Genomic DNA, 12462 nt, shown 5'->3' on the forward strand with positions numbered 1-12462 from the left:
ACGACTACTCGCGGTTCTACAGGGTTCCATGGCAAAGTATCTTCTTCGGCGTTTTGTTGGAATGGTCGTGGTGATCATTCTTGTTCTGACAATCGCCTTCGTGCTGGTCAGGCTCGCCCCCGGCGACCCGGCTGCCTTGATGCTGGGCCCGGATGCCACGCCTGAGGAAGCCGCGGAACTGCGCACAAGGCTCGGCCTCGACGATCCGATCATCCTGCAATATGCGACTTTCGTCGGCAACGCACTGAAGGGGGATCTGGGCGAGTCGCTTTTCTTCAACCGTCCTGTGACCTCCATTCTGGCGGACCGTGCGGAGCCGACGATTTTTCTGGCTCTGATGTCTTTGTTTTTTGCGCTTTTCATCGCCACGCCGATCGGGATCTACGCGGCGTATAAACGCGGTTCGCTTCTCGATCAGAGCTCCGTGACATCTGCAATGCTGGCGGCGTCTATTCCCAGCTTTCTGACCGGACTGGTGTTCCAGCGCGTCCTGGCGACCAATCTCGGCTGGTTTCCAACCGCCGGGTATGGCGGTCCCGATGCCGATATATGGGTTCGGCTCGGGCATCTCATCCTGCCTTCCATCACCCTGGGCATTACCAATTCAGCGCTGATCCTGCGTTTCACCCGCGCCTCCATGCTGGACATTCTGGGGGAGGACTACGTGAGAACGGCCCGGGCAAAAGGGATGCCGGAAAGACGGGTCATCTTGCGGCACGCTTTGAAGAATGCCGGCATTCCGATCATAACCGTCGTCGGACTGACCTTTGCTCTCCTGGTTTCGGGTGCGGTTGTTACCGAGCGCGTCTTCAATCTGCCAGGCATGGGCAACCTGGTTGTCAACGCCGTCCTGCGCCGTGATTACCCCGTCATTCAGGGCACCTTGATCATTGTCGCGTCCATCTATGTGCTGATCAACCTGGCCACGGATCTCATCTATTTCTTCATCGACAAGCGGGTCAAATACTGATGGCGACCGTATCTCAAACCCATCAACCGCCAGGCTTTCGCGACGTGCTTTTTGCGCGCCGCTCCACTGTGGTTGCGCTTGTCTGTTTCGTGGTGATTGTTCTGGCATGTTACGTTTTGCCAACGCTCGATCTGACCGCTATCGGCAAGATGTCCGTGCGCAACAGGCTTACGCCGCCGGGCGCGGACTATTTTCTGGGAGCGGACGCGTTCGGACGCGATGTTCTCGGCCGCCTGCTCGTTGCGGGCCAGACCTCGCTGCAAATTGGTCTTGGCGTGGCGATCCTGTCATCGTCTGCCGGCATTGTCATCGGTCTGGTCGCGGGCTTTTTCCGGCGGCTCGACACACCGCTGTCGCGTTTGATTGACGCCATGATGGCGTTTCCCGATATCCTGCTGGCTCTGTCGCTTGTCGCGATTTTTGGCGGAACGGTCGGCAATGTCATCCTGGCGCTTTCCATCGTCTACACACCTCGTGTCGCCCGCATCGTGCGCGCCTCGACGCTGGTTGTCCGCGAATTGCCTTATGTCGAGGCGGCGCGTGCGCTTGGCTCCAGCACGCTGACGATCATGGTCACGCACGTTCTGCGCAACATCCTGTCCCCCATCCTGGTACAGGCAACCTTCATCTTTGCCTATGCGATGCTGGCCGAAGCGGGCCTGACCTTTCTGGGCGTCGGCGTTGATCCGTCTACGCCCACGTGGGGCACGATGGTCAACGAGGGACGGCAATATATCGACAATGCCTTCTTTCTCATTCTCTTCCCGGGCGTTGCAATCGCGCTCTCCGTCCTCTCGCTCCAACTGGTCGGTGACGGTTTGCGCGATGCATTGGACCCCAAACTCAACAAGGAGACCTGAATGGCGCTTACCCTGACCAATTTCAGCGCGGTCGGTTTCGACAGTGCCCCGACTTCCATCCACATTGCGGATGACGGAACACTGCTCGATGACGCTCCCGAAAACGCGCGTCAGGTAGATCTGAACGGGGCCTATCTGTCTCCGGGGTGGTGTGACCTGCATGTCCATGTCTGGCATGGCGGGACTGATATTTCGATCAGGGCCAGTGAGGCTGGCCGCGCAACAGGCGTGACGGCCATGGCCGATGCCGGCTCGGCGGGCGAGGCAAATTTCCACGGTCTGAGGGAATATGTCATCGATCCTCATGCGGAAACCATCAAGGCCTTCCTCAATATCGGTTCGATCGGGCTTGTTGCCTGCAACCGTGTGCCGGAACTCATCGACTGGCGATCCATCGATATCGACAGAACGCTTGAGGTCGTGGAGAAAAACCGGGATGTCATCTGCGGCATCAAGGTGCGCGCCTCCGGAGTGATTGTCGGCAGCTGGGGCATCACGCCGGCCAAGATTGCCAAGCGCGTTGCGGAAATGACCAATTTCCCGCTGATGGTTCATGTCGGCGAGCCGCCCCCCCTTATCGATGAGGTTTTCGACATCCTCTCTGAAGGGGACATCGTCACGCATTGCTTCAATGGCAAACCTGCAGGCTCCATACGCGATACGCCTGCACTCTTCGCCATGGCACAGGACATGGCCGACAGAGGCATTCGCATGGACATCGGCCATGGCGGAGCGTCGTTCAATTTTGAAACGGCACGCGCTTCCATTGCCGACGGGCTGCGTCCGTTCTCCATCTCCACCGACCTGCACAAGGTTTCCATTGAATCGCCCGTCTACGACCTGGCGACCACAATGTCGAAACTGCTGGCTGTCGGCCTGCCATTTGAAGACGTCGTCCAGGCAAGTTGCGCCGCTCCGCGGTCGATCCTCGGCCTTTCCGGCAGAGATGGCCTCAAAGCCGGCATGCGGGCCGACTTCACTGTCTTCGATCTGGAAGATGCCGACATCGAAGTGCTCGACAGTCAGGGCAATTCGATGGTGATGGACAAGGTCTTCGAGCCTCGCGCAACGATTCTCGGCGCTGATATGCAGGCGGCGAGCCGGAGGCTTCCGTGATGGATAGCAGCGCGATCCTCAAGGTCGACGGATTGCGCGTTGGCTTTGGCAATGGATCCGGGCAGGTCACGGCCTTGCGGGATGTCAGTTTCGAGATCGCGCGGGGCCGTACGCTGGCACTCGTTGGCGAAAGCGGTTCCGGCAAGTCGGTGACTTCGCTTGCGTTGATGGGGCTGCTGCCGCCGTCAGGCCGCATTCTGTCCGGTGAGCTGTCCTTCAGGGGCAGGTCGGGAAAGACGGTTGATCTGGCAACCCTGTCCGCCCGCGATTTTCGCAATATTCGCGGTTCCGAGATTGCCATGATCTTTCAGGAGCCCATGTCGTCGCTCAATCCGCTTTTCACGATTGGCGATCAGATCGGCGAAATGCTTCTGCTGCATGAAAACCTGGATGCAGCCGAGAGGCGCAAACGCGTCGTTGAAATGCTGGAAATGGTCGAGATCCCCGGCGCTGCCAAACGTGCCGATACTTATCCGCATGAGTTGTCCGGGGGCATGCGCCAACGGGTGATGATCGCCATGGCAATGATTTGCAATCCGGCCTTCCTGATCGCCGATGAACCGACAACAGCGCTGGATGTGACCATTCAGGCGCAAATTCTCGACCTGATGCGGAGGCTCCAACGCGAGCGCCAGATGTCGATCCTCTTCATTACGCACGATATGGGTGTGGTGGCCGAGATGGCTGACGATGTCGCGGTCATGTATGCGGGCAGTGTGGTCGAACAGGCCCCGGTCAATGATCTTTTCGACCAGACAAGGCATCCTTATGCACGCGGCCTTCTTGGCTCGATACCCGGCCCAAACCGCCCAGAGGGCGAGCGGCTCAAGTCAATTCCGGGATCCGTGCCACCACTCAATGCGTTGCCGGAAGGCTGTGCTTTCGAGCCTAGGTGTTCTTATGCCCTGCCAGCGTGCAAGAAGCCTGTCTCGTTGCAGGTCAAATCCCCGGGGCATTTGGCAGCCTGTATTCTGGAACAGGAGCTGGTTGAATGACTGAGCCGCTTCTGCAAATCCGCGGTCTGACGAAGATATTCGATACGTCCGGCGGCCCTGTTCACGCGCTGGAAGATATCAGTTTCGATATTCCGCGCGGGTCCATCACAGGTCTCGTCGGCGAAAGCGGCTCGGGCAAAACAACGCTTGGACGCAGTCTGCTGCGGCTTGTCGAGCCGACGCGCGGCCAGACCATTTTCGATGGAACCGACCTGAACACGCTCAGCGCCAGCCAAATGCGCCAGATGCGCCGCAGGATTCAGATCATCTTTCAGGACCCGATGTCCTCGCTCAATCCGCGACTGCGGATCGCGGATCTTATCGGTGAAGGCTTGAAGGCATTCGGCATCTGCAATCGGCGCGAGCGCCGTGATCGTGCTGCTGCGCTTCTGGAAGAAGTCGGGCTTTCAGGTGACCACTTGAACCGCTTTCCTCATGAATTTTCCGGCGGTCAGCGCCAACGTATCGGCATCGCTCGTGCATTGGCGCTGGAGCCGGAATTCATCGTGGCGGACGAAAGTGTCTCGGCGCTGGATGTTTCGATCCAGGCTCAGGTGCTCAATCTACTGCTGGATTTGCGTGAAAAGCGGAACCTGACCATGCTTTTCATTGCGCACGACCTGTCGGTTGTCGAATATCTTTGCGATCAGATCGCCGTGCTCTATCTGGGGCGCCTTATGGAAATCGGGCCGTCACGGGCCGTTTATCAAAAGGCCATGCACCCGTATACGCGTGCGCTCAACTCCGCGATCCCGCTACCCGATCCCCGTGCCAAGCGGTCACGTGAACTTCTTCAGGGCGACATTCCCTCTCCACTCAATCCGCCATCGGGCTGCGTATTCAGAACGCGATGCAAATTTGCCGACGCTGGTTGTGCAGATGGCCTACCCCATCCCGTTGCCGTTGCTGAAGGTCATGTCAGCTACTGCAAGAAAATCGAGGTACTAAATGACAATTGAATTACGCGCCGAAACGCCTGAAACACGCTTGAAGGCACTCGGCCGTCCTCTGCCTGATAGCCCGCCTTCGCCCATAGGCGCGTTCAAGAATGTGCGGCGTTCGGGCAACATGCTTTATGTGTCCGGTCAGGGGCCTGTCCTGCCGGACGGCAGCTTGCTGAAAGGCAAGGTTGGCGGCGATGTCACGGCCGAAGAGGCGAGAGATCATGCCGAGCTGGTTGCACTCAACATTATTGCCGCGCTACGGCAGTTTCTCGGTTCTCTCGACCACGTCAGTGGAGTGGTGAAACTCCTGGGTCTGGTCAATGCCACACCGGAATTCGAACGCCATCCCCACGTGATTGATGGCGCGTCCAATATACTGGCTCGTGTCTTCGACGACAAACGCGGCCATGCACGGTCGGCGTTCGGTGTCAGTTCTCTTCCAAACCAGATCACCGTGGAAATCGAGGCGATATTCGAGCTTTCGGACGATGCCCTCAATCAAGCCTCTAGCTGGGAAAACTAATGATTGCCCAAAGCTCGTTCGACAGATCGCGCCGCATTGCGGACTTCCGTGGCGATGCTGTCGAACCTGTCGGCAACCCGATGCTTGGGCATGACGACCGAGAGAGTCATCAGACATGCACCCTGAGGGTCGCGGATCGGGGCGGCAATGCAGGCAACGGACTCCTCGGAAGTGTCGATCTGAACCGAAAGGCCTTCAAGAAAGGCCTCTCGCGACATCTTTGCCAGTTTCTCCGGGTCCGTTTCCGCAAGTCCTGTGTGCGATGGTTCGGCACAGGCCTTGAAGATCGCCAAACGCTCGGCCTCGGGAAGATGACCGACCAGCAGGCGACCCGACGCCGTCCAGTTCAAAGGCACCCGCGTGCCCACGTCGGAGGTCACACGAAAGGCGCCCGAACCCTCCGCCATGTCGATGACACTCATCTGGCCTTCGTCACGGGTGCAGATCTGAATCATCTCACCGGTGCGCTCGTTCAGTTCCATCATCGCGCGGCGCGCTTCGGTAAAGGCGTTCATGCGCGTGCGGTAGGCGAGTCCGTAACGCATGAGGCGTGGACCCAGCCAGACCCGGCCATCGGCGGTCCGGCTCAGCATCGAACACTCCGCCAACTCGTCAATGAGTTTATAGACGGTCGAAGCCGGTGCTCCACTGGCTTTTGCCAGCTCGTAAGCCGTCATGGGAACGAGTCTTTCAGTCAGGATATCAAGTATTTGAAGGTTCCGCGTAAGTGCACTGGTGCGGCTTCTACGAGGGACTTCCATATCCATACCATCATCTCATGCTGCGAGGCCAAAACTACGGCCTCTATGCCACAATAATGGAAGTGCTCGCAAGAGTAGAGGAACAAATCATGGGCGAAAAACAAATTCAGCGTGAAGACTATGGCATCGATTGGTCATGGCATGATTCCATGGGAATAAGCCGTGTCGTCAATGTCTGCGGGACAATGACCTCGCTGGGAGGCTCGATCGCAAGCCTGCGCGTGGCGAAAGCAACCGCGGATGCAATGCCGCGCTTTGCGCGCATGCACGAGTTGCAAGCCAAAGCATCCGGTCTGATTTCGCAACTGACCGGTGCGGAAGCCGGTTTTTTGACCGCATCGGCAAGCGCGGGGATTTCTCTCGCAGTCGCCGGCTGCATGACGGGCCTCGACCCAGCCCGCGCGGAAGACCTGCCCTGTGAGCCAGGCCCGAAATCCGGGGTGGCGGTGCAGATGGGCCATCTGTGCGAATATGGTGCGCCAGTTTCCCAGGCCATTGAGCTGGTTGGCGGTCATGTGCGTATCGTCGGTCAATCCACACTGGCAAAGGACTATCAACTTGAGGCCGTTCTCGACGAGGGAGCTGCCGCCGCGCTTTACGTGATTTCGCACCATGTCGTTGACTACGGCATGATCCCGCTGAAACGCTTTTGCGAGATCGCGCATGCCAAGGGCGTTCCGGTGATCGTCGACGCGGCCTCCGAGTATGATCTGGAGAGCTTCATTGCTGCCGGTGCGGACATAGCCATTTACTCCGGTCACAAATTCATGGGCGGGCCGACGTCCGGTATCGTCGCCGGGCGCAAGGATCTTGTGCGGGCCGCCTACCTGCAAAACATCGGCATTGGCCGGGGCATGAAGATCGGCAAGGAAAGTATTGCCGGCGCCATCGAGGCAATGGCCCAGTGGCTCGAGCGCGATCATGACGCCGTCCGTGCCGCGGAAACCGCTGCATTGGAAATGTGGAAGGAAGCGATCGACGGCTTGCCGGGATTTGATGCCAAACGCATACCGGATCCGACCGGAAATCCTCTGGAGCGGCTGGAAGTTCACGTCGACCCGGCAATTGCCGGCGCAAGCGCAGCCCAATACGCCGTTGCATTCGGTAGCTACGACCCGCCGATTATCGTGCGCGGCCACGAAACCGAAAAGGGCTACTTTCAACTCGATCCCTGCAACCTCATGCCGGGTCAGGCCGAACTCGTGCGCGATGCTCTGCGGCAAGTTCTGACGTCGTCAGCTGCCGCCGCGGTTGATGAAGACGCGGCTTTGGCTGACACCCGCAACGGCGGAACGGAAAGCTACATGCGTTGGTTGCAAGATGTTTGAGTAAAGGTCTGTTGCAAATTGGAGGTCAGGACAGGTTCAGGCCAGTATCCGCCTCCATTTCAGGCTTACATCTCTCGAAGACGGTTCTCGCGTACGGTCATCGTTCCATCCAGGACGCAGAGACCGCGCGCGAAGGCTTGTATGGCTGCGCGTGAAACCCTTTCCGGTTTGATATCCGAAACCGATACGGGTGTGGCCGGGCGTCTTCATTCCGTCGACGATAGCTGCGGAGAATTGAACGAAACCGCCCAATCCAGGCGTGCAATCGCCGAACAGAATACCAATCAGTCGTCAGCGTATCGGCGACCTCGAAACAATCGGCAGCCAGTGTTCAGACCATCGTGCATTCAAGCCGTTGCGGAACGAACCAATCTGCACGCACTCAATGCCACAATTGAAGCTGCGCGTGCTGGTGAGGCCGGCAAGTGCTTTTAGGTGGTTGCGTCGGAGGGAAAGAAACTGGCTGGCCAGTCGGCAACAGCTCTTCTTCCACCCTCTGCCGAAACCTCGCGCAAGGCCAATCAGACGGGAACAGATTTGTAGACATCCGCGAGGGCGTCCAGTTCCCAGTTTCCGCCTGTCAGAATAACGCAAACCTTTTCGTCCGGCCTGACAGCGATCGAACCGGCCAACAAGGCTCCAATGCCAATCGATGCCGCCGGTTCGGCAATCAATTTCGCATCGACCGCGAGTGAGCGCATGCCTTGGATGATATGCTCGTCGTCTACGAGGACGATCTCATCGACATATTTTTCGATGATTGGATAGGGATTCCTGCCAGGAACGCTGATCCGCAATCCATCGGCTATCGTGTCCCGCAAGGGAAGGGAGGTCGGCTCTTTGTTGATCCGGCTCTGATAGTATTTTGGTGTCAGCGCAGGCTCTACGCCGATGACGCGCACGCGCGGATTGGTTTCCTTGATGGCTGTGGCAACGCCGGAGATCAGCCCGCCACCACCCAGGGGCACAATCACGGTGTCGACATCTTCCAGGTCTTCCAGGATTTCACAAGCCATCGTTCCCTGGCCTGCCATTACCATCGGATCCTCAAATCCATGGACCACCGTGTAGCCGTTTTCCTCGGCAATTTCATAAACCCTTTTCCATCTGGCGGCGTTGTCGCCATCGAAAAGAATGACTTCCGCACCAAGGGCTTTTGTGTTTTCGACTTTCAACTTTGCCGTGGTGGTCGGCAGCACCAGCAAGACTTTCGTGCCCAGCATTCGGGCGACATAGGACAGGCCTTGCGCGTGATTGCCCGAGGAACTGGAGATGAGGCCCTTGGCGATCTTTTCTTTGGGCAAAGAGAGGACCGCGTTCAGAGCGCCTCGGATCTTGAACGCCCCGGTAACCTGCAGGGTTTCAGGTTTGAGATAGACCTGGCAACCGACAGCCTTTTCGATCCGTTCTGCGCGCAGCAGCGGCGTGCGCCTGATATAGGGTTCTATCCGTTTCCGGGCCTCCCGAATATCCTCGATGGTCGGGGAGTTGCGATGACTATCTTGCTGGTTCACCTTCGCGGCCTTTTTTATTGTTCAGAGGAGGCTGGAGTTGATGTGTCCTTGGCAAACCCTGGAAAAATCTCAGATTTGCCCGACATGAAACGATCCCGCCAAAGCGAGCAGACGCGGCTTACGAGAAGAACTCGAAATACGTTCCGACGTTCTGCGCAATGGCGTTTTGGTAAATCCTGTCGGCGGTGGTGATGTCCTGTATCGCCATGCCGGTGGAATCGAAGATGGTCACTTCATCTTCATGTTCGCGGCCAGGCTTGCGACCCAGCAATATCTCGCCGATTTCACCATGAATATCATCTCTGGTAATGATGTCATGGTTGAGCGGGTGCCAAGTCTCACCCTTCTCGGCGCATTGCGCCAACGAGTCGACAACAATTTTCGCGTTTCTGAAGATCTCCGGCTCCAGTTCCTGCTTGCCGAATTGGTCAGTGCCGATCGCAACGATATGCGTCCCCGGTTTGACCCAGGCTGCTTCCACCGGGGCTCCCACGCCGCGCGTAGTCGTAATCAGGACATCCGCTTGCTCAACCGCTTCTTTCTTGGTTTCGGTGATTATCACCGGAATGCCGAACTCGCTTTCGATGTCGGCCTTGTATTTGGCAAGTTTTTCAGCCGTGCGGCTCCAGGCATAAATCTCGTCGATCTTCATGACCTCGTTGATGGCGCGAATTTGCATTCTCGCCTGATTTCCAGTGCCGATCGACGTGATTTTCGAAGCGTTTTTTCTGGCGAGCGCCTTTACCGAGACGGCTCCGGATGCACCGGTTCTCAGCCCCGTGATCAGGCTTCCGTCCATCACGCAAATCAGGGCACAACTCCTTGCGTCAAAGAGAATGATGGTCCCCATTCCGGTCGGCAAACCGAAGCTGGCCGGGTTGTTTTCGAAGCCCCCTGAAGAGGCCTTCATGGAGATTGTTTCATTGACTTTGTAATAGCCGAGCTTGAAGTCAATTTCTCCGCGCGGCGCAGGCATGTGAATGGAAAGATATTCCGGTTGTTCGACCTGCCCGCTGTTGAAGGCTTTATAGGCATTTTCAACAGCTTCGATAACTTCCCGATTGGAGATCAGGCGGCTCACTTCCTCTTTGTTCAGGAGCAACGTCTTCATGTCTCATCCTTGTTGGTCACCAGAAGCTGCCTGGCCCTGGTTATTGATCTCCATAGCGCTCAGGCAGAACCACCTAGCCGAGCGTCTGGCTGACAAGCGAATAGGTGACAGGGCCCTCGACAACATCCGTTCCAAATTTCCGCAGCCGCTCGCCCAGTGACATGGTGAGGACCGTATCGAAAACGGACATGCCGCTGCTGGTAACCAGATGCGCGAATTCGCCGCTTTCGAAGTGGGTGTCGAGCCGCAGAAATCGGCCTTCATGCTCTTTGATGTGAGGTGAAAGAACGTCAATTGCGTCGGCATCGTTCGACGCGACAATGGGGCCAACCACATGGCCGCGCCCGAAACGTCTGCAAAGCGCGAAGGCCGTCAAGGCACCGTCGCGAAAAAGGCCATAGCCCACCGATTGCGCCAGGAGCTTGTCGATCAAACCCGCGCGCACAACACCGAAAGCCGCGCCGTCAAGCGCCGTGATTGCCGGCAGATCGTCTTTCGTGAGGACACGAAGGTCGCCTTGCGGCGCGTCACATGCGGCACCGGCACCGTCCTTCACGACACCCTGACACTGGAAAACAGTCTTTTCCGGCGTAAAGCCGAGCGAATGATAAAGCCGTTGGGCCGCGCGCGTGGCATTGAGCCTGAGGTTACAGCCCTCAAGCTCATTCAACGCATATTCCATCAGCCAGAGGCCGGTTCCTTGCGTTTGCAGCCGGGGAGACGTGATAACCATGCCGATTGTGGCCAGGTTTTCAGCCTGACGGTACCACATGGCGGATCCCATGATCCTGCCGATTTCGTCGTTGGTGACGACACCCTCGCCGACCTCGCGCAAGAACTGCCAGTCTTCACCCCGGTGTGGCCAGCCGACGGAAATCGACAGCGCATGCAATTGGTCGAGATCGGCATCCTGCACGTCGGCAATATGCATTGAAAAAGCGTCGATCTGATTTTCTTTGCTTGGCCCCAAAGCCCCGCTCCCGGCAATCAAGAGTGTTATTGACCAGCGCGCCATATTTGCGCAGCACCCTGACCATCGTAAACCTGCGCCGCCGCATAAATTGCTCTTAAGACCCCCAAAAGCAAAACATTCGACCGAAGTGAGCGCAGGTTCGGCATTCAATCCCGCAACAATCCGTCATGCTTCATGACTGCAATTTGAATTATGGGACCGCTTGTCGATGCCACTTGCCGGGGAAAATATGTACGCGACTGACATTCTGGAGCGGCTGGTCTCGTTTCCTACCGTGGTAGGGGCGCCTAACGGCGAGATTGTTGACTGGATTTGCTCTTACCTGGAGGCAGAGGGTATCGCGGTTACCGTTCTGCCTGGCCCGGAAGGCGACCGGAGCAACCTGTTTGCCACCATCGGCCCCCGGGACATTCCCGGCTACATCCTCTCCGGCCATATGGATGTCGTGCCGGCAGAGTTGGCGGAATGGACATCCTCCCCGTTCTGCCTCCGACGTGACGGCGAGCGGCTGTACGGTCGTGGCACGACAGATATGAAAGGTTATCTGGCCGCAGCACTTGCAGCTGTCCCGAAGCTGGCCAAGATGGATCTCGCACGGCCTGTTCACCTGGCATTTTCATACGATGAAGAGGCCGGGTGCCGGGGCGTGCCACATCTGCTTGCCGCGCTGCCGGATCTTTGCGCTGCCCCATTGGGCGCGATCATTGGAGAGCCCAGCAACATGCGAGCGGTGCTCGCCCACAAGGGCAAATCCGCGGCAAGCGTCACCATTCAGGGTCGTGCCGGTCACTCCTCCCGACCCGATCTCGGGCTCAATGCCATTCATGCCATGGCGGGCATATTGGATGCGGCTATCGAGGCAGCGGCAAAGCTGTCGTCCGGTCCGTTCGATCAAGCCTTCGAGCCGCCTTATTCCTCGCTGCAGGCCGGGGTGATTTCTGGTGGCAAGGCTATCAACATCGTGCCGGACTTATGCCGGCTTGAACTGGAAGCGCGCGCAATATCAGGTGTCGATCCGCAGAGCCTCCTGACCCCAATCCGGAACAAGGCCGACGCGTTGCGCGAGATGGGGTATTCGGTCGAGTGGACTGAAATGAGCGCTTATCCGGCGCTCGCGCTCGATGTGACCTCGCCAATGGTATCCCTGATTGAGGACCTCACGCATCAAACGGCGCTTGGGGCGGTCAGTTACGGCACCGAAGCCGGCCTTTATCAGGCGGCCGGCATAGATGCTCTCATCTGCGGCCCCGGCGATATCGGGCGGGCGCACAAACCCGACGAATTCATTCTCGAAAGTGAGCTTGTCGCCTGCCAGACCTTCATCGAAGCGCTCGGCCAGCGCTGCCGGGCCTGAGCGGGATCGCATG

Annotated in this window: 12 protein-coding genes; 8 read left to right on the forward strand and 4 right to left on the reverse strand. The window is 58.0% G+C overall.

All coding sequences use genetic code 11. The features are described from left to right. The first annotated feature begins 28 nt into the window (after positions 1-28). From V1T76_RS26060 to V1T76_RS26085, 6 genes are read left to right on the forward strand one after another with little or no spacing between them, the layout of a single operon-like run. Positions 29-970: an ABC transporter permease gene (locus V1T76_RS26060; protein WP_330563601.1), complete on the forward strand. Its 942-nt coding sequence runs from the start codon at positions 29-31 to the stop codon at positions 968-970. Then, entirely contained in the window at positions 970-1830 is an 861-nt protein-coding gene (locus V1T76_RS26065; RefSeq protein ID WP_330563602.1) for an ABC transporter permease, read from the forward strand. Before V1T76_RS26060 ends, V1T76_RS26065 begins: the two co-directional genes overlap by 1 nt. Continuing rightward, positions 1831-2946: an amidohydrolase/deacetylase family metallohydrolase gene (locus tag V1T76_RS26070; protein ID WP_330563603.1), complete on the forward strand. Its 1116-nt coding sequence runs from the start codon at positions 1831-1833 to the stop codon at positions 2944-2946. Next, the gene (locus tag V1T76_RS26075) at positions 2946-3941 is read left to right on the forward strand and encodes an ABC transporter ATP-binding protein (protein WP_330563666.1); all 996 of its coding nucleotides are present in this window, start codon (positions 2946-2948) and stop codon (positions 3939-3941) included. Before V1T76_RS26070 ends, V1T76_RS26075 begins: the two co-directional genes overlap by 1 nt. Then, positions 3938-4900, forward strand: coding sequence for an ABC transporter ATP-binding protein (locus V1T76_RS26080; protein ID WP_330563604.1), 963 nt, complete (start codon positions 3938-3940; stop codon positions 4898-4900). The genes V1T76_RS26075 and V1T76_RS26080 overlap by 4 nt, the downstream gene beginning before the upstream one ends. Next, complete coding sequence (locus tag V1T76_RS26085; protein ID WP_330563605.1) at positions 4890-5408, forward strand: RidA family protein; 519 nt, start codon at positions 4890-4892, stop codon at positions 5406-5408. The genes V1T76_RS26080 and V1T76_RS26085 overlap by 11 nt, the downstream gene beginning before the upstream one ends. Here the strand turns inward: V1T76_RS26085 and V1T76_RS26090 are convergent. Then, positions 5405-6175, reverse strand: a complete 771-nt coding sequence (locus tag V1T76_RS26090) for an IclR family transcriptional regulator (RefSeq protein WP_330563606.1) — start codon at positions 6173-6175, stop codon at positions 5405-5407. The genes V1T76_RS26085 and V1T76_RS26090 overlap by 4 nt on opposite strands. An 83-nt stretch (positions 6176-6258) precedes the next feature. Here V1T76_RS26090 and V1T76_RS26095 point away from each other — a divergent pair, with 83 nt between their 5' ends. Then, entirely contained in the window at positions 6259-7497 is a 1239-nt protein-coding gene (locus tag V1T76_RS26095; RefSeq protein ID WP_330563607.1) for an aminotransferase class V-fold PLP-dependent enzyme, read from the forward strand. 521 nt (positions 7498-8018) lie between these two features. Here V1T76_RS26095 and V1T76_RS26105 read toward each other — a convergent pair. From V1T76_RS26105 to V1T76_RS26115, 3 genes are all read right to left on the reverse strand, one after another. After that, a complete protein-coding gene (locus V1T76_RS26105) occupies positions 8019-9011 on the reverse strand; it encodes a threonine/serine dehydratase (RefSeq protein ID WP_330563608.1) in 993 nt (330 codons plus the stop codon). Positions 9012-9129: 118 nt separating this feature from the next. Next, entirely contained in the window at positions 9130-10122 is a 993-nt protein-coding gene (locus V1T76_RS26110) for an ornithine cyclodeaminase family protein (RefSeq protein ID WP_330563609.1), read from the reverse strand. 73 nt (positions 10123-10195) lie between these two features. Continuing rightward, positions 10196-11137: a GNAT family N-acetyltransferase gene (locus V1T76_RS26115; protein ID WP_442970184.1), complete on the reverse strand. Its 942-nt coding sequence runs from the start codon at positions 11135-11137 to the stop codon at positions 10196-10198. Positions 11138-11324: 187 nt separating this feature from the next. Between V1T76_RS26115 and argE the strand changes: the two genes are divergently transcribed. Continuing rightward, positions 11325-12449, forward strand: coding sequence for an acetylornithine deacetylase (gene argE, locus V1T76_RS26120; protein ID WP_330563611.1), 1125 nt, complete (start codon positions 11325-11327; stop codon positions 12447-12449). The last annotated feature ends 13 nt before the right edge of the window (positions 12450-12462 follow it).

Origin of the sequence: Roseibium sp. FZY0029 (assembly GCF_036350355.1) — a bacterium.
Lineage (GTDB): Bacteria > Pseudomonadota > Alphaproteobacteria > Rhizobiales > Stappiaceae > Roseibium.